The 17891-nt window shown below is 70.9% G+C and carries 15 protein-coding genes; 6 read left to right on the top strand and 9 right to left on the bottom strand.

What is annotated here, in order from left to right; genetic code table 11:
* Positions 1-339: 339 nt before the first annotated feature.
* Entirely contained in the window at positions 340-1206 is an 867-nt protein-coding gene (panB, locus tag GWK25_RS31720; RefSeq protein WP_215454927.1) for a 3-methyl-2-oxobutanoate hydroxymethyltransferase, read from the bottom strand.
* Between the two features lie 205 nt (positions 1207-1411).
* On the opposite strand from panB, the gene GWK25_RS31715 reads away from it, so the two are divergent.
* From GWK25_RS31715 to GWK25_RS31695, 5 genes are all read left to right on the top strand, one after another.
* The gene (locus GWK25_RS31715; protein WP_215454924.1) at positions 1412-2989 is read left to right on the top strand and encodes an MFS transporter; all 1578 of its coding nucleotides are present in this window, start codon (positions 1412-1414) and stop codon (positions 2987-2989) included.
* A 101-nt stretch (positions 2990-3090) separates the two neighbouring features.
* Positions 3091-3726: a TetR/AcrR family transcriptional regulator gene (locus GWK25_RS31710; RefSeq protein WP_215454922.1), complete on the top strand. Its 636-nt coding sequence runs from the start codon at positions 3091-3093 to the stop codon at positions 3724-3726.
* 210 nt (positions 3727-3936) lie between these two features.
* Positions 3937-4986, top strand: coding sequence for an endonuclease/exonuclease/phosphatase family protein (locus GWK25_RS31705; RefSeq protein WP_215454921.1), 1050 nt, complete (start codon positions 3937-3939; stop codon positions 4984-4986).
* Positions 4987-5232: 246 nt separating this feature from the next.
* Positions 5233-6462 carry an MFS transporter gene (locus tag GWK25_RS31700; RefSeq protein WP_215454918.1) on the top strand — a complete coding sequence of 410 codons (1230 nt, stop codon included), beginning with the start codon at positions 5233-5235 and terminating at the stop codon, positions 6460-6462.
* Between the two features lie 41 nt (positions 6463-6503).
* Entirely contained in the window at positions 6504-7103 is a 600-nt protein-coding gene (locus GWK25_RS31695; protein WP_374200651.1) for a GNAT family N-acetyltransferase, read from the top strand.
* A gap of 133 nt (positions 7104-7236) precedes the next feature.
* On the opposite strand, the gene GWK25_RS31690 is transcribed toward GWK25_RS31695, so the two are convergent.
* From GWK25_RS31690 to GWK25_RS31680, 3 genes are all read right to left on the bottom strand, one after another.
* Complete coding sequence (locus GWK25_RS31690; protein ID WP_215454916.1) at positions 7237-8991, bottom strand: NAD+ synthase; 1755 nt, start codon at positions 8989-8991, stop codon at positions 7237-7239.
* Between the two features lie 91 nt (positions 8992-9082).
* On the bottom strand, positions 9083-9706 hold the full coding sequence (locus tag GWK25_RS31685) for a DUF305 domain-containing protein (protein WP_215454914.1): 624 nt from the start codon (positions 9704-9706) through the stop codon (positions 9083-9085).
* 81 nt (positions 9707-9787) lie between these two features.
* On the bottom strand, positions 9788-10450 hold the full coding sequence (locus GWK25_RS31680) for a DUF3105 domain-containing protein (RefSeq protein WP_215454911.1): 663 nt from the start codon (positions 10448-10450) through the stop codon (positions 9788-9790).
* A gap of 406 nt (positions 10451-10856) precedes the next feature.
* On the opposite strand from GWK25_RS31680, the gene GWK25_RS31675 reads away from it, so the two are divergent.
* A complete protein-coding gene (locus GWK25_RS31675; RefSeq protein WP_215454908.1) occupies positions 10857-12218 on the top strand; it encodes a glutamine synthetase family protein in 1362 nt (453 codons plus the stop codon).
* A gap of 126 nt (positions 12219-12344) precedes the next feature.
* Here the strand turns inward: GWK25_RS31675 and GWK25_RS31670 are convergent, their stop codons facing one another.
* The 5 genes from GWK25_RS31670 to GWK25_RS31650 form a co-directional block, all read right to left on the bottom strand.
* Complete coding sequence (locus GWK25_RS31670; RefSeq protein ID WP_215454906.1) at positions 12345-12734, bottom strand: hypothetical protein; 390 nt, start codon at positions 12732-12734, stop codon at positions 12345-12347.
* A 91-nt stretch (positions 12735-12825) separates the two neighbouring features.
* Positions 12826-13389, bottom strand: a complete 564-nt coding sequence (locus tag GWK25_RS31665; RefSeq protein WP_215454905.1) for a dihydrofolate reductase family protein — start codon at positions 13387-13389, stop codon at positions 12826-12828.
* A gap of 159 nt (positions 13390-13548) precedes the next feature.
* Entirely contained in the window at positions 13549-14112 is a 564-nt protein-coding gene (locus GWK25_RS31660; RefSeq protein WP_215454902.1) for a DUF4291 domain-containing protein, read from the bottom strand.
* Positions 14113-14181: 69 nt separating this feature from the next.
* On the bottom strand, positions 14182-14628 hold the full coding sequence (locus tag GWK25_RS31655) for a VOC family protein (RefSeq protein ID WP_215454901.1): 447 nt from the start codon (positions 14626-14628) through the stop codon (positions 14182-14184).
* Between the two features lie 174 nt (positions 14629-14802).
* On the bottom strand, positions 14803-17814 hold the full coding sequence (locus GWK25_RS31650) for a bifunctional [glutamine synthetase] adenylyltransferase/[glutamine synthetase]-adenylyl-L-tyrosine phosphorylase (RefSeq protein ID WP_215454899.1): 3012 nt from the start codon (positions 17812-17814) through the stop codon (positions 14803-14805).
* Positions 17815-17891 lie beyond the last annotated feature (77 nt).

Genomic DNA, 17891 nt, shown 5'->3' with positions numbered 1-17891 from the left:
AGGTGGTGGGGGTGCGGGTTTCGTCGGCGGGTGCGGGTGAGTGGGGGCCGTTCGCGCAGTTCCCCGCGCCCCTGAAAAGCAGGGGCTGCGCCCCGTGCTTCTCATCCCGCAGCCCCGTGGCCTTTCAGGCCCGTAGGGCCGTGGTCTTCCTGGCCCGCAGGGCCTGGTCTTTCAGGGGCGCGGGGAACTGCGCGAGAAGCCCCACTCACCCGCACCCGCCGACGAAACCGCACCCCCCACCCCACTGGGCGCCCCGGCCGAGAACAGAGCCGCGGCCCGCCGACGGGGGAAGATCGGCGGGCCGCAGTCGTGCCGCTATGGCTCAGTGACGTCTCCGGGCTAGTGGACGGAGTGCTCCTCCGACGGGAACGCGCCACCCACGACGTCCTCCGCGAACGCCTTCGCCGCGTCGCCCATGACCGTCCGGAGGTCCGCGTACTTCTTGACGAACTTCGGTACCCGCCCGCCCGTCAGCCCGAGCATGTCGGTCCACACGAGCACCTGCGCGTCGGTCTCGGGCCCGGCGCCGATGCCGACCGTCGGGATGTGGAGCACCCGGGTGACCTCCGCCGCCAGCTCCGCCGGGACCAGCTCCAGGACGACCGCGAACGCGCCCGCGTCCTGGACGGCCTTGGCGTCGCGCAGCAACTGCTGCGCGGCCTCCTCGCCGCGTCCCTGCACGCGGTAGCCCATCGCGTTGACGGACTGCGGGGTGAGGCCGATGTGGGCCATCACGGGGATGCCCGACTCGACCAGCAGCTCGATCTGGCGGTGCGAGCGCTCGCCGCCCTCCAGCTTGACCGCGCCGACCCCGGCCTCCTTGACCAGCCGGGTCGCCGAGCGCAGCGCCTGCACGGGGCCCTCCTGGTAGGAGCCGAAGGGCAGGTCGCCCACGATCAGAGCGCGGCTGGTGCCCCGTACGACGGCCGCGGACAGCATGGTCATCTCGTCGAGGGTGACGGGCACGGTCGACTCGTACCCCAGGTGGCAGTTGCCCGCCGAGTCGCCGACGAGCATCACCGGGATGCCGGCCTCGTCGAAGACGGACGCGGTCATCGCGTCGTAGGCGGTGAGCATGGGCCACTTCTCGCCGCGCTCCTTGGCGAGGGCGATGTCCCGGACGGTGATACGGCGTGTGCCCTTGCCCCCGTACAGCGCCTTGCCGCCGTCGGAGGGCTTCGTCTGGGCAGCCGAAAGCTGCGTCATCGCTCCAGCTCCTTCATGTCATCTCGAGGCACCCTGACGGTGTCCCCGGACCACATCCATGGTGGCACCTAGGACAGGGGAGGGCTAGGGCGGGTACCTGTGACCGTTCAGGCACCCGGCGCGGCCGACGGCGGCGTGCAGGAGCCGGGTAAAAGAATTACGATACGAGACGGTCCCGTATCGAAATAGGTCTAGGGTCGACGACATGACTACCGCAGTCCCTGACTCCCGCATACCGGCGGCTGTGCACCGGCGCCGCTGGGTGATCCTCGGTGTGCTGATGCTGAGCCTGCTGATCGTGGTGCTCGACAACTCGATCCTCAACGTGGCCATCAAGACGATCTCCACCCCGGCCCCCACCGGGCTGGGCGCCACCCAGAGCGAGCTGGAGTGGGCGATCAACGCCTACACGCTGGTCTTCGCGGGGCTGCTGTTCTCCGCCGGTCTCCTCGGCGACCGCCTCGGCCGCAAGAAGGTGCTGCTCGGCGGACTCGTCGTCTTCGGCGTCGGCTCGGCGCTGGCCGCCCTGTCGGGCTCCCCTGGCGAGCTGATCGCCTTCCGTGCGGTGATGGGCCTCGGCGCCGCCTTCGTGATGCCTGCCACCCTCGCCGTCCTGATGAACGTCTTCGAGCGCGACGAGCAGCCGAAGGCCATCGGCATCTGGGCGGGCGGCGTGGGCCTCGCCATCGCCATCGGACCGATCACCGGCGGTGTCCTCCTGGACCACTTCTGGTGGGGCTCGGTCTTCCTGATCAACGTGCCGATCGTCGTCCTCGCCCTCGGCCTGATGCTCTGGCTGGTCCCCGACTCGCGCGACCCCGACCCCGGCCGGATCGATCCCGTCGGCGTCCTGCTCTCCGTCGTCGGTCTCGTCCTGCTGGTCTACGGCATCATCCGCGGCGGGCAGCTCGCCGACTTCACCGACGCCACGGTCCTCGTGACCAGCGCGGCCGGCCTCGCGGTCCTCGCCGCCTTCGTGGTGTTCGAGAAGCGCAGCGACCATCCGTCCATCGACATGTCGTTCTTCGGGAACAAGGTGTTCTCGGCCTCCATCGGAGTCATCGGCCTGGTCTTCTTCGCGCTGATGGGCGTGACCTTCTTCTCCGTCTTCTACACCCAGACCGTTCGCGGCTACAGCCCGCTCCAGACCGGCCTGCTGATGCTCCCGCTGGCCGTCGCGCAGCTCGTCTTCGCACCCCGCGCACGCCTCGTCGTCGACCGGTTCGGCAACAGCGCGGTGTGCACGGCGGGCATGACGCTGATCGCCGCGATGCTGGCCGCGTTCGCCGTACTGGACGCGGACACCCCGATCTGGATCCTCGAAGTCGTCTTCTTCCTCATGGGTGTCGGCATGGCCCATGTGATGACCCCGCTCAGTGTCGTCGTCATGCAGGCCCTGCCGCGCGAGAAGGCGGGCTCCGCGTCCGCGCTCAGCAACACCTTCCGACAGGTCGGCGGCGCCCTCGGCATCGCCGTCCTCGGCTCGGTGCTCTCCACCGCCTACCGCGGTGGCATCGAGGACGAACTGCCCGCCGGCGCCCCGCACTCCGCCGCCGAGTCCATCGAGGCCACCCTCGCTCTCGCCGCCCGGCTCGGCGAGCGGGGCGAGGCCCTGGTCACGCCGGCCCACGACGCGTTCCTGCACGCCATGCATGTGACCGCCCTGTGCGGGGCCGGAGTCGCCCTGCTCGGCGCGGTGGCCATGGCGGTGTTCCTGCCGGGACGGCCGAAGGGCGGCCAAGAGGGCAAGGAGGAGACGGAGTTGGTGACCGCCGACCACTGACGGAGAATCGGACCGGCGCGCGACCGGGTCGAACCGGCGCGCGAGTGAGCCGCCCCGGCTCACGAGCGGACCGGGCCAGCACACGAGAGACGGAGTCGACCTTGAGCCTCGCCGAGAGCCACGCCGACGACGGGCGGGTCCGGGACGGCGGCCCCGTACGCGGACGGCCCCGCAGCGAGGCCGTGGAGCGGTCCATCATCGAGGGCGTGATGAAACTCCTCGAAGAGGGGGTGCCGCTCGCCGAGTTGTCGATCGAGCGGGTGGCCCGCACCGCCGGCGTGGGCAAAGCGGCCATCTACCGTCGCTGGAGCGGCAAGGAGGCCCTCTTCGTCGACGTCCTGCGCGCCGCCGAACCCCCGGACCCGGTGCTGCCCGGCACCTCGATGCGTGACGACCTGGTGGTCTTCCTGGAGGCGGCCCGCAGGCGAGGCCTGCTCAACCGGCCCTCGGCGATCCTGCACAACGTCATCGCCCAGATGAAGAGCAGCCCCAGGATCTGGGACGCCTACCACGCGGACGTCGTCGCCCCCCGCCGCCAGGCCCTCGCCGACGTCCTGCGCCGGGGCCGGGACAACGGCGAACTCCGCCCGGACGTCGACATCGACCTCGTCGGCGACCTCGTCTTCGGCCCCATGCTGGTCCGCACCGTCATGCGCCCGGACGCCCCGCTGCCCGAGAACCTGGCGGAGGACATCGTCGACACGGTGCTCGAAGGGCTGCGTCCGACTGCGCGGTGAGTCGCGCCGATGTCTGCGAGGTGAGTCACAGCGATGTGCGCGTTTCGTTACAGACGTCGGGGCCTGTCCACCGGTTCGGAACTCCGAACAGCGGGTTGTGCGTCCTTGTGCCCGTACGGCCGCCCGGTGACGGCGGGAACGAAGGCAATCATCCCCTAGGGTCTTCAGAGCGCGGGGGCAGAAGTGCACGGCAGGCAGTGAGGCGACGGTATGGCGCAGGCGTACATGACGGAGACGGGCGGCGGCGGCACGGGTCAGGGCCGCGAACAATCCCGATTCCGGCGCCTGTTCGGCCGCCTCTTCGGCGGGTGGAGAGGAGACCGGCGGATCTGGCGGCGCGGTATCGTCCTCGCGGTCCTCGCCGTTCTCGTCGCCCTGGTGATGGTGTTGCACGCCCAGGTCCCCAACGCCGTGGGCAACCTGGGGAGTCTGACCGAGACGTTCCTGCCCTGGTTCGGTCTCGCGATCCCGCTGCTGCTGGTCCTCGCCCTGGTCCGCAAATCGGCCACGGCGCTCATCGCGCTCCTGGTGCCCACGGTCGTCTGGCTGAACATCTTCGGCGGACTGGTCACCAGCAAGACCGGCGCCGGCGGCGACCTCGCCGTCGTCACCCACAACGTCAACGCGGACAACGCCGACCCGTTCGGCACGGCCCGCGAGGTGGCCGCCTCCGGCGCGGACGTGGTGGCGCTGGAGGAACTCACCGAGAACGCGGTGCCCGTGTACGAGAAGGCGCTCGCGGCGACGTACCCGTACCACGAGGTCGTCGGCACGGTCGGGCTGTGGAGCAAGTACCGGATGAGCGACACCAAGCCCGTCGACATCAAGCTCGGCTGGGAGCGCGCGATGCGCTCGACGGTGGCGGCGCCGGACGGGCCGGTCGCCGTCTACGTCGCCCATCTGCCCTCGGTGCGGGTGAAGCTGGAGGCCGGGTTCACCGCCCGCCAGCGCGACAAGAGCGCCAACGCCCTCGGCGAGGCCATCGCCGACGAGCCGATCCAGCAGGTCGTCCTCCTCGGCGATCTCAACGGCACCATGAACGACCGTGCCCTGAACGCCGTCACCGCCCAGATGCGCTCCACCCAGGGCGCGGCGGGCAACGGCTTCGGCTTCAGCTGGCCGGCGTCGTTCCCGATGGCCCGTATCGACCAGATCATGGTCCGGGGCATGGAGCCGAAGGCGTCCTGGACCCTCCCGGAGACCGGCAGCGACCATCTGCCGGTGGCGGCGCGGGTGACGATGGAGACGTCGGGCGGCTGACGGCGCGGGTGCCGGGGCGTTCTCCGTGTGCTGCCGACGCGGGTGACGATCGACACCTCCGAGGCTGACGGCGCAGGTGACGATCGACACTCCCGAGGCTGACGGCGCAGGTCGGGCGGGTGAGCGGGACAAGGGAATACACGTCTGGCTGGAGTTTGTTCCGTCAATGAACATACGATGGAACGGAACCGATTCCTTCCTTTCCTTCCCCTTGTCCTACCGCACCCTTTGAAAGGTCTCTCCGCCATGCCCTTGGCCCTGCTCGCTCTCGCCGTAGGCGCCTTCGGAATCGGCACGACCGAGTTCGTCATCATGGGCCTCCTCCCCGAGGTCGCCGCCGACCTCGGCATCTCGATACCCGCCGCCGGCCACCTCGTCTCGGCGTACGCGCTCGGTGTCGTCATCGGCGCCCCACTGCTCGCGGCGGCCACCGCCCGGATGCCGCGCCGCAAGGTCCTGATCGGGCTGATGCTCCTCTTCGTCGCCGGCAACGCGCTCTCCGCCCTCGCCCCAGACGAGCACTGGCTGCTCGCCGCCCGCTTCCTCAGCGGTCTGCCGCACGGTGCCTTCTTCGGCGTCGGCGCCGTCGTCGCGACCGGCCTCGTGGCGCCGGAGCGCAAGGCCCGCTCGGTCTCGCTGATGTTCCTGGGCCTGACGATCGCCAACGTCGCCGGCGTCCCCGCCGCGACCCTCGTCGGCCAGCACTTCGGCTGGCGGATCACTTTCCTCGGCGTGAGCGCGATCGGCCTGGCCGCCATCGCCTCCCTCGCGCTCCTGCTGCCGAACGACCCCGCGGAGGCCCCCTCCTCCGGCCTGCGCGGCGAACTGGGCGCCCTGCGCTCCCTGCCCGTCTGGCTCGCCCTCGGCACGACCGTCGCCGGCTTCGGCGCCCTCTTCTCCGCCTACAGCTACATCACGCCGATGCTCACGGACTCCGCCGGGTACGCCGAGACCAGCGTGACCATGCTGCTCGCGCTGTTCGGCGTGGGGGCGACCATCGGAAACCTGGCCGGCGGCCGCCTCGCCGACCACTCCCTGCGCGGCACCCTCTTCGGCGGCCTCGCGTCCCTGATCCTCGTGCTGGCCCTCTTCCCGGTGCTCATGTCCGCGCAGTGGAGCGCCGCCCTGGCCGTCCTCCTCCTCGGCGTCGCCGCCTTCGCCACCGGCTCGCCCCTCCAGCTGATGGTCATGGAGAAGGCCGGCGGTGCCCCCTCCCTCGCCTCCTCCGCCAACCAGGCCGCCTTCAACCTCGCCAACGCCGGCGGCGCCTGGATCGGCGGCCTCACCCTGACCGCCGGCCTCGGCACGACGGCCCCGGCGAGCGCGGGCGCGGCCCTCGCACTGATCGGCCTGGCGGTAGCGGCGGCGGCCTACGCCGTCGACACCGGCCGCACGCCCGCGCCCGCCCCCGGACGCGGCCGCGTGGTGGCGTCCCACGTGCCGGGGGAGGCGGAGACGGTACGGGTGGGTGCGTAAACGCCTCGCCCCGAGGCGCCCTCGGATCTACCCTCACGACCATGACGGCACACGACACCCCCGGACATGTACGGCCGGCTTCCCCGGACGCGAGGCCGATGATCCGGCGGGAGGCCGTCGGCGATCACCGAGACGTGCGTGAGGTGCATGCGCGCGCGTTCGGTGACGGAGAGCGGATTCCCGGGCTCGTGGAGGCGTTGCGCGTCGCGGAGGCCGCGGTGGCGCCGATGTCGTTCGTCGCCACCGTGGACGACCGGGTCGTCGGGCACGTGCTGCTGAGCGCGGGGCGCCTGGACGCCCCGCGGCGGATCGTGGACGTCCTGACCCTGTCACCGCTGGGCGTGCTCCCGGAGTTCCAGGGGCAGGGCATCGGCACCCGGCTCGTCGCGCACGCCCTCGCGGCTGCGGACGGCCGGGGCGTGCCGCTGGTCTTCCTGGAGGGGTCACCGCACTACTACGGCACGCGCGGCTTCGAGGGCGCCGTCGCGGCGGGCTTCCGTCCGCCGTCGCTGCGCATCCCCGAAGCCGCGTTCCAGGTCGCCCGTCTGTCCGCGCACCAGCCGTGGATGACGGGCAGCTTCGTCTACTCGGAGCCCTTCTGGGCCCTGGACTGCGTCGGCCTGAGGGACGCGGAGGTATGAGGGACCCGAGGTCTTGGCGGACCCGAGGTCTTCTCGGGCCCGAATTCTTGTCGGACCCTGAAATCTCGACGGACCCGGAGGCCTGAGGGGACCCGCCCTCAGGCCTCGGCCCGGCGACTCGGCGACCCGGTGCCTACGCCTGCTCGCGCCACCGGTTCGTGATCGGCAGTCGGCGGTCCTTGCCGAAGCCCTTCGGGGAGATCTTCGTGCCCGGCGGGTACTGGCGCCGCTTGTACTCGGCGGTGTCGACCATGCGGAGCGTCCTGGTGACCAGCTCCCGGTCGAAACCGGCGGCGACGATCGCGTCGGCGCCCTGGTCGCGGTCGACGTACAGCGCGAGGATCGCGTCCAGGACCGGATAGTCCGGGAGGGAGTCCGTGTCCACCTGACCGGGGCGGAGCTCCGCGCTCGGGGGCTTGGAGATGGAGTTCTCCGGGATCGGCGGGGTCTGGCCCCGCTCCGCGGCCGCCCGGTTGCGCCACTCGGCGAGGCGGAAGATCGACGTCTTGTACACGTCCTTGATGGGGCCGTACGCACCCACCGAGTCGCCGTAGAGCGTCGAATAACCCACTGCCAGCTCCGACTTGTTGCCGGGCGCGAGCACGATGTGGCCCTCCTGGTTGGAGATCGCCATCAGCAGCGTGCCGCGCAGGCGCGACTGGAGGTTCTCCTCGGCCAGGCCCGTCAGCTCGGTCGACGCCATGTAGGCGTCGAACATGGGCTCGATCGGGACCGTGCGGAAGTTCAGGCCCGTCCGCCGCGCCAGCTCCGCCGCGTCACCCTTGGAGTGGTCCGAGGAGTACTTCGACGGCATGGACACGCCGTAGACGTTCTGCGCGCCCAGCGCGTCGCACGCGATCGCCGCGACGAGCGCCGAGTCGATACCGCCGGAGAGCCCGATCAGCACGGACGAGAAGCCGTTCTTCGCGGCGTACGCCCGCAGGCCCACCACCAGTGCCGAGTACACCTCCTCGTCGTCGTCGAGGCGTTCCGCGTACCCGCCGGTCAGCTCCGGTTCGTACGCGGGCAGCGGCTCCTCGGAGAGGACGAGCCGGTCGATGCGCAGTCCGTCGTCGACGACACCCTCGACCGGATCGGCGGCCGCCGCCGGAAGGTCCAGGTCCAGGACCACACAGCCCTCCGCGAACTGCGGTGCCCGCGCGACCACTTCGCCGTGCCGGTCGACGACGATCGAGTCACCGTCGAAGACCAGCTCGTCCTGGCCGCCGATCATCGCCAGGTACGCGGTCGTGCAGCCGGCCTCCTGCGCGCGCTTGCGCACCAGTTCGAGCCGGGTGTCGTCCTTGTCGCGCTCGTACGGCGAGGCGTTGATGGAGAGCAGCAGCCCGGCTCCGGCGGACCGGGCGGCCGGGACGCGGCCGCCGTCCTGCCAGAGGTCCTCGCAGATGGCGAGGGCGATGTCGACGCCGTGCAGCCGCAGCACCGGCATCGTGTCGCCGGGCACGAAGTAGCGGAACTCGTCGAAGACGCCGTAGTTGGGGAGGTGGTGCTTGGCGTAGGTGAGTGCCACCTCGCCCCGGTGCAGCACCGCGCCCGCGTTCCGGGGCGCCCCGGCCGGCTGGCCGTACTTCGGCGCGGCGGACTCGGAACGGTCGAGGTAGCCGACGATCACCGGCAGCTCCCCGAAGCCCTCGTCGGCGAGCCGCGCGGCCAGCGCCTTCAGCGCGGCGCGGGACGCCTCCACGAAGGACTGGCGCAACGCCAGATCCTCGACGGGGTACCCGGTCAGCACCATCTCCGGGAACGCCACCAGATGCGCTCCCTGCTCGGCTGAGTGCCGGGTCCAGCGGACCACCGCCTCGGCGTTTGCGGCGAGATCGCCGACGGTCGAGTCGATCTGATTCAAAGCGAGACGAAGTTGAGGCACGCGGCCCAGTGTAATCGTCAGAGCGACGCAATGGGGTGTGGGGCGCCCCACGTTCGCGGTCGCCCCACCACCGCCGCGGCACGGACGGCCGTCAGGAGCGCGGCGCGGCGCCCCGCTCCTTCAACATGCCCGTCATCAAGGAGATCTCGGACTCCTGGGCGTTCACCATGCCCTGGGCGAGCTTCTTCTCGACACCGACGGTGCACTTGGAGACACAGCCCTCCGCCATGTGGACGCCGCCCTTGTGGTGGTCGGTCATCAACTGGAGGAAGAAGACCTCGGCCTGCTTGCCGTTCAGCTTGCCGAGCTTCTCCATCTCGGCGTCGGTCGCCATCCCGGGCATCAGCGAGCCGTCCTCGCCGGAGGCCATGTCACCCATGCCCATCCAGGACATCGGCTGCTCGGACGACACCTTCGGCAGGCCCCACAGATCGAGCCAGCCGATCATCATGCCGCGCTGGTTGGCCTGCGTCTGCGCGATGTCGTACGCGAGCCGCCGGACCTCCTCGTCGTCCGTCCGGTCGCGCACGATGTACGACATCTCCACGGCCTGCTGGTGATGGACGGCCATGTCCCGGGCGAACCCCGCGTCGGCGGAGTCGGCGGCGGGGGCCTTCAGCCCGGAGTCGTCACCGTCGGCGACCGCGTACGTGATCGCCCCGGCCGCGACGAGTACCGCCGCGGCCCCGGAGGCGATCCAACCGATGTGCTTCATGCTTCCCACTGTGCCAGGCCCGCTGTCGTCACTCACTCGTCGTTCGCCACTCGTCGTTCGTCGCTCGTCGTTCGCCGGCCGTCAGGAGACGCCGTTGGTGCAGGCGGCACCCGGCTCGGGCGTCTGCTTGCCCTGGACGTAGGTCTCGAAGAACTTGTCGAGGTTCGGGTCCTTCGCACCGGTCACCGTGCGCTGGTGGCCCCACGCGCTGAGCATGATCGGGTCCTTCTGGTCCTCGACCGGGCTCATCAGCGTGTACGGGGTCTTCTTGACCTTCTCCGCGAGCGCCTTGACGTCGGCCTCGGAGGCCTTGCTGTTGTAGGTCACCCAGACCGCGCCGTGCTCCAGCGAGTGCACGGCGTTCTCGTTCTTGATGGCCTTGTCGTAGACGTCGCCGTTGCAGTTCTGCCAGACCGGGTTGTGGTCGCCGCCCACCGGGGGCTCCATCGGGTACTTCACGGTCTTGGTGACGTGGTTCTGGGCGAGCTTGGTGCTCCAGGTCTTCACGCCGTCCGAGCCGGTCTCCCACTTGCCGGTCGACTTGGAGTCACCGGCCACGCTGCTGCCGTTGTCGTCGGACTGCGAGCGGATCAGGACCGTCCCGCCCACGACGAGGCCGGCGACTATCAGCACGCTGGCGCCGATCGTGAGGATCCGGTTCCGGCGCTCACGGGAACGCTCGGCACGGCGCATCGCCTCGATGCGCGCCTTGCGGTCCCCGCTGCTGTTGGTCTTGGCGGCCATGGGATGTGTCCTTAGTGGGGGATGGTTCGGATGGGACGGTCGGATCGACTGATCGTAATTTGATCCGCTCCCTCTCGTAAACGAGGGATCCCGTCTCCCATGCTGCCCGCCGGTCACGGATGCCGCGCGGTTTTCTGGGCACGCGGGACGGGCGTCCGGCGGATGTCGGTCCACTCGGGCGTTACGGATGTCGGCGCGAGCAGGCAAGATGGGCGGGAGAGCGGTTGAGCGGCGGTGCGAGCGGTACACCTGCCGTACGCCGGGCGTTCGACCGGAGGCCGCTCGGTGGATCAAGGTGCGCAACGCGCACGAAATGGTGTTGTGGTGGGATGCTCAGGTGCCCGACCGCCTCCCGTGGCTCGGGAGCAAGGCGGCCTGACCAGCAAGGAATGGGTGGAAGCGGAAGATGGACAAGCAGCAGGAGTTCGTGCTCCGTACGTTGGAGGAGCGCGACATCCGTTTCGTACGCCTGTGGTTCACGGACGTGCTGGGCTTCCTGAAGTCCGTGGCCGTGGCCCCCGCCGAGCTGGAACAGGCGTTTGACGAGGGCATCGGCTTCGACGGCTCGGCCATCGAGGGCTTCGCGCGCGTATACGAGTCCGACATGATCGCCAAGCCGGATCCGTCGACCTTCCAGGTCCTGCCGTGGCGCGCGGAGGCACCGGGCACCGCCCGGATGTTCTGCGACATCCTCATGCCGGACGGCTCCCCGTCCTTCGCGGACCCCCGGTATGTGCTGAAGCGGGCCTTGGCCAAGGCCTCCGACCTGGGCTTCACCTTCTACACCCACCCGGAGATCGAGTTCTTCCTGCTGAAGGACAAGCCGACGGACGGCTCCCGCCCGACCCCGGCCGACAACTCCGGGTACTTCGACCACACCCCGCAGAACGTCGGCATGGACTTCCGCCGCCAGGCGATCACGATGCTGGAGTCCATGGGCATCTCGGTCGAGTTCTCCCACCACGAGGGCGCCCCCGGCCAGCAGGAGATCGACCTCAGGTACGCGGACGCGCTCTCCACGGCCGACAACATCATGACGTTCCGCCTGGTCATGAAGCAGGTGGCGCTGGAGCAGGGCGTCCAGGCGACCTTCATGCCCAAGCCGTTCTCCGAGCACCCGGGCTCGGGCATGCACACCCACCTCTCCCTCTTCGAGGGCGACCGGAACGCGTTCTACGAGTCCGGCGCGGAGTACCAGCTCTCCAAGGTCGGCCGCTCCTTCATCGCGGGTCTGCTGAAGCACGCCGCCGAGATCGCCGCCGTGACCAACCAGTGGGTCAACTCCTACAAGCGCATCTGGGGCGGCACCGAGCGCACCGCCGGGGCCGGCGGCGAGGCCCCCTCGTACATCTGCTGGGGCCACAACAACCGCTCCGCCCTGGTCCGCGTCCCCATGTACAAGCCCGGCAAGACGGGCTCGGCCCGGGTCGAGGTCCGCTCCCTGGACTCCGGCGCGAACCCCTACCTGGCCTACGCCATGCTCCTGGCCGCCGGCCTCAAGGGCATCGAGGAGGGCTACGAGCTGCCGCCGGGCGCCGAGGACGACGTCTGGGCCCTCTCGGACGCCGAGCGCCGCGCCATGGGCATCGAGCCCCTCCCGCAGAACCTCGGCGAGGCACTCTCCCTCATGGAACGCAGCGACCTCGTCGCCGAGACCCTCGGCGAGCACGTCTTCGACTTCTTCCTGCGCAACAAGCGCCAGGAGTGGGAGGAGTACCGCAGCGAGGTCACGGCCTTCGAGCTGCGGAAGAACCTGCCGGTGCTGTAGGCGCAGGTCGGAGGTTCCTGTCGGCGTGTGAACGGGGCCCGTGGTCGGCGACCGCGGGCCCTGCCCCTGTCCAGCGGCGCTGGACAGGATCGGGCCCAGCATGTGGATTCCGCCCGGCCCAGAGGTTCACGCGTACCCGTGGAGCGCCTTGTGGACGCCGTAGGCCTCGATGAAGCCCTGGATCGCCTCCAGGTCGAACCCGGCGGACCGCCACTTCGCTTTGTTGCCGTCGAGGTAGCGAAGGTCGACCCATGTGGAGACGGCGGCCGATGAATCGGAACTGGCCACCCGCAGTCTCATGTCGGCAAGGTCTTGAAAGGCGACGATCTTCAGCGGCTTGCGTTCGCTGATGTACTCGACGGCACCGTCCGGTGTGATCACCAGCAGCGGGTCCGGATCGTCCGACGTGCCGTGGAAGAAGCCGGACAGTTTGCCCCGCTTCTTGCTGAACACACGCCAGTCCGGCGGCACGGGACCCCGGCGTGCCTGCGACAGGACGGTGAGCGGATCCGACATGGCACCTCCGCAGGGCAGGGAGGACGTCCCTTCGAAAATTCTCCGCTCCGGAACGGACGCCTGCCACTCCGCCCATGTGTCGGGCACGGCTCTAGCGCAGCACGCGGTGGCGGAGGTAGACGACCTTCGTGGCGATGGGGCGGGTCTCGACGAGTTCCAGGTTCACCCGGCGTTCGTCCCGGGGGAAGAAGGGGATGCCGCCGCCGACCAGCACCGGGTAGACGATGGCCCGGTACTCGTCGATCAGGCCCGCCTCGGCCGCCTGGGCGGCGAGGGTCGCGCCGCCGATCGCGATGTCGCCGTCGCCCGGCTCGGCCCGCAGCCGCTCGATCTCCTCCGCCACACCGCCGGAGGCCAGACGGGCATGGCCCTCCACCGCCGACAGCGTCGTGGAGAACACCACCTTCGGGAGCGGATTCCAGAGCGCGGTCCATTCGCGCTCCGCGTCGCCGAGCGCGGGGTCCTGCTCGGCCGTCTCCCAGTACAGCATCGTCTCGTACAGCCGTCGTCCCATCAGGTGGACGCCGACGTCCCGGATCTCGTCGATCCAGAAGCGGAAGACCTCCGGTTCGGGCTCGGACCAGTCGAAGCCGCCGTCCGGCCCGACGATGTAGCCGTCCAGGGAGACGTTCATCGAATAGGTCACGCTGCGCATCAGGAGCCCTCCTCGGTGACGGATCCGACAGTACGGCCACCGGACGCCCACCGCGATGCAAACCCGCGAAGGCCGCCGACCGCGAAGGCCGTCGACTGCGAAGGCCGTCGACTGCGAAGGCCGCCGACCGCGAAGGCCGTCGTCGTACCACGCGGGGGCTCAACGCGGAGTGCGCAGGCCGTCCAGTGCCGGGGGCAGCGGATAGACGCGTTCGGCGGGGAACAGGCGCTGGGCCTTCGCGGTCTGCCCGGACCGCACCAGGGCCGCGGCCTTGTGGACCCGCGGGGTGAGGTCCGTCAGGCCGACGACCCACTCGTCGGTGAAGGTCCGGATCAGATGGCGGCCGATGCCGACCTGGATGCTGTAGTGGTTCAGCGCGGCCCCGCGCGCCGAGCGCTCCGGGTCCCACTGGACATGGACGGCGGCCCCGGCCACCGCCGCCGGGTCCGCCGTCGTCAGCACCGCCCGTGACAGCGCCTCCTCCCACCCCTCGCGGGTGATCCGCACCGCGAGCACCCGCTCCTGACCGGGCTTGCCGGCCCAGTTGCTGCGGTGCATCAGCCACAGGAACGACGGCTTGATCCACGTCATCCGGCGGAACGAGAACGGCTCGACGAACCGGCCCGCCCGCAGCGCCGCGTCGGCGATCGCGGGTGCGTACGCCTGGTACACCACGATCGTGCGGGCGTCGTAGTCGGCACGGATCTCGTACTGGGGAGCCATGCCCGGCACCCTGCCAGCCGCCGGGCGGCGGCCGCGAGCGAATATCCCCGCCCGCCGGCCGCGGCCGGACTACTGCCGTTCCGCGAGCTCCGCCAGCACCTGGTGCAGCGGCTCCGTGGCCCTGCGCCGGTACTCCTGGATCGACCAGCCGTTGCCGTCCGGGTCCTTGAAGTACATGAAGGTGGCGCCGTCGTCGGGGGTGTACTGGACGGGCTCGGAGACGTCGAGGCCGCGTTCGCGGAGCTCGGCGTGGGCGGCCTTGATGTCGGCGACGCAGAGCTGCAGGCCCTGGTAGGAGCCGGGGGTCGGCGTGGTCTCGCCCTGGGCCATGTCCCAGATGGCGTCGCCGAGGGCGATCGAACAGCCGGAGCCCGGGGGAGTCAGCTGGACGATCCGCATGCCCGGCATGACCTCCTGGTCGATGTCGACGTGGAAACCGACCTTGTCCCGGTAGAAGTCCCGGGCCCGGTCGATGTCGCTCACCGGCAGCGGAATCACTTCGAGCGTGTACTGCATCCCTCGTCCTCCAAGTCGCCTTCGACTTTTCGCCTCTGCCGTACCGCCACCACGTCCGGAGGTACGGCTCCCCCTACCGAAGCCGAAAACCGCGCCGGGCGCCACCGAGAACCAGAAAACCCGTCTGCGCCGCGCCGCCCACGGTCACGAAAGCTCATGGTCCTCCGGCGGGGCTCAGCCCCCGTAGAACAGCTCGTCCACCACCGCCCGAGCCCGTCGTGTGATGCGGCGGTAGTCGTCGAGCATGTCGCCCACATGGCCGGGGCCGTACCCCAAGTACCGGCCCACGGCGGCGAGTTCACGGCCGTGGGAGGGGAACGTGTCGCCCGCGCGGCCCCGTACGAGCATCACGGCGTTGCGGACGCGGGTGGCCAGCACCCAGGCCTCGTCCAGTATGGCCGCGTCCTCGGCGCCCACCAGGCCGGCCTCGCGGGCGGCGGCCAGCGCCGCGCGGGTGCGGGTCGTGCGCAGGCCCGGCTCGCGGTGGCCGTGCTGGAGTTGGAGGAGCTGGACGGTCCACTCGACGTCGGAGAGGCCGCCGCGGCCGAGCTTGGTGTGCAGGGTCGGATCGGCACCACGCGGCATCCGCTCCGACTCCATACGGGCCTTGATGCGCCGGATCTCGCGCACGGCGTCGTCGCCGAGTCCGTCCGCCGGGTAGCGCAGCGGATCGACGAGGTCGATGAAGCGGCGGCCCAGCTCCGCGTCCCCGGCCACCGGTTCGGCGCGCAGCAGGGCCTGCGACTCCCACACCAGGGACCACCGGCGGTAGTAGGCCTCGTACGACTTCAGCGTCCGTACGAGCGGGCCGGTCTTGCCCTCGGGGCGCAGGTCCGCGTCGATGAGGAGCGGCGGGTCGGCGCTCGGGAGCTGGAGCAGGCGGCGCATCTCGGAGACGACCGCGTTCGCGGCGCGGGCCGCCTCCTGTTCGTCGGCGCCCTCGCGCGGCTCGTGGACGAACAGGACGTCGGCGTCGGAGCCGTAGCCCAGTTCGTGACCGCCGAAGCGGCCCATGCCGATCACCGCGAAACGGGTGGGGAGCGTGTCGCCCCAGCCCTCGCGGACCACGGCCCGCAGGGTGCCCGCGAGGGTCGCGGCCGTGAGGTCGGAGACCGCGCCGCCGACGAGGTCCACGAGGGCACCCTGGTCGGCCGTCGCCGGGGCCGCCTCGGTGCCGTAGGAGCCGACGATGTCCATGGCGGCCGTACGGAACAGTTCCCGGCGGCGGACGCCGCGCGCGGCCGTGACACCCTGCTGGGCGCCGTCGGCCCGGCCCACGGCGGCGAGGATCTCCTGCTCCAGCTGGGCGCGCTCCCGGGCTTCGAGACCGCCGGCGCCACCGGCGACCCCGTCCCCGTCACCGAGCAGCGAGACCGCCTCCGGGGCGCGCATGAGCAGGTCGGGCGCCAGGCGTCCCGCGGACAGCACGCGCGCCAGGTTCTCCGCCGCCGCGCCCTCGTCCCGCAGCAGCCGGAGGTACCAAGGGGTCCGGCCGAGCGCGTCGGAGACCTTGCGGAAGTTGAGCAGCCCCGCGTCGGGGTCGGCGGAGTCGGCGAACCACCCCAACAGCACCGGCAGCAGCGTGCGTTGGATGGCCGCCTTGCGCGAGACGCCGGAGGCCAGGGCCTCCAGGTGGCGCAAGGCCGAGGCAGGGTCGGCGTAGCCGAGGGCGACGAGGCGTTCGCGGGCCGCGTCGGCGCTCAACCTGGTCTCACCGGGGGCGAGTTGGGCGACGGCGTCGAGGAGCGGCCGGTAGAAGAGCTTCTCGTGAAGCCGTCGTACTACGGCCGCGTGGCGCCGCCACTCGCGGTTCAGCTCGGCGATCGGATCGGTGCGCAGGCCGAGGGAACGGCCGATCCGCCGCAGGTCGTCGTCGCCCTCGGGGACGAGGTGGGTTCGGCGCAGCCGGTAGAGCTGGATGCGGTGCTCCATGGAGCGCAGGAAGCGGTAGGCCGCGTCGAGTTGGGCCGCGTCCGCCCGCCCCACATAGCCGCCGGCGGCCAGCGCGCCCAGCGCGTCGAGCGTGGTCCCGCTGCGCAGGGACGTGTCCCCGCGTCCGTGCACCAGCTGGAGCATCTGGACGGCGAACTCGACGTCCCGCAACCCGCCCGGCCCGAGCTTGAGCTGCCGCTCGACCTCTGCGGCCGGGATGTTCTCCACCACCCGGCGCCGCATGCGCTGCACGTCGGTGACGAAGTTCTCCCGCTCGGCCGCCTTCCAGACGAGCGGTTCGAGCGCGGTGACGTATGCCTCGCCCAGTTCGAGGTCGCCCGCGACCGGCCGGGCCTTGAGCAGTGCCTGGAACTCCCAGGTCTTCGCCCACCGTTGGTAGTACGCCAGATGGCTGCTGAGCGTCCTGACGAGGGGGCCGTTGCGCCCCTCCGGCCGCAGGTTGGCGTCGACCGGCCAGATGCTGCCCTCGACGGTCGTCTCGGAGCAGATCCGCATCATGTGCGAGGCGAGCCGGGTCGCGGCCCGGATCGCCTTCTGCTCGTCCGCCCCGTCCGCCGTCTCCCCGACGAAGATGACATCGACGTCGGAGACGTAGTTGAGTTCGTGGCCGCCGCACTTGCCCATCGCGATCACCGCGAGCCGGCACAGCTCCGCGTCCTCCGGCGCGGCGGCACTGGCGATCGCGAGGGCGGCGCGGAGCGTTGCGGTGGCGAGATCGGCGAGCTCGGCGGCGGTCTGGGCGACGTCCGTCGTACCGCAGACGTCACGGGCGGCGATGGAGAGCAGACAGCGGCGGTAGGCGACTCGCAGGGCGACGGGGTCGGTGGCCTCCGCGAGCCCCCGTTCGAACTCCTCGACGCCCGGGTGCAGGTCCCGCGGCTCGTACGTCACGAGCGCCTGCCAGTCCTGCGCGTGCCGGGCCAGGTGGTCACCGAGCGCGGCGGACGCGCCGAGCACCCCCAGCAGCCGGTCCCGCAGCGGCTTGGCCGCTATCAACGTGTCCAGCACCGCCCGCCGGGCCGTACGGTCCGGTTGCGCCTCCAGCAGCCGTACGAGGCCCAGCAGGGCGAGGTCGGGGTCGGCGGTCGCCCCGAGCGCGTCCAGCAGGACCGGGTCGCTCCGTACGGCCGACAGTTCCTCGCTCTCCAGCAGCCGCTCGGCGACGCCGGCATCGGTGAAACCGTGCCGCAGCAGTCGCGAGTACGTACTGCTCCTGCGCCCCGGCGCCGTCATCCCGGGCCTCCCGTCACTCCGCCGATCAAGGCCGTACGGGCACGAGCCTAGCCGCAGTGCCTGCGGGAAGCGCCGTC

The sequence above is a fragment of the Streptomyces sp. ATCC 21386 genome (genome assembly GCF_018728545.1).
Classification (GTDB): Bacteria; Actinomycetota; Actinomycetes; order Streptomycetales; family Streptomycetaceae; genus Streptomyces.
This window is presented reverse-complemented; position numbering and strand designations above follow the sequence as displayed.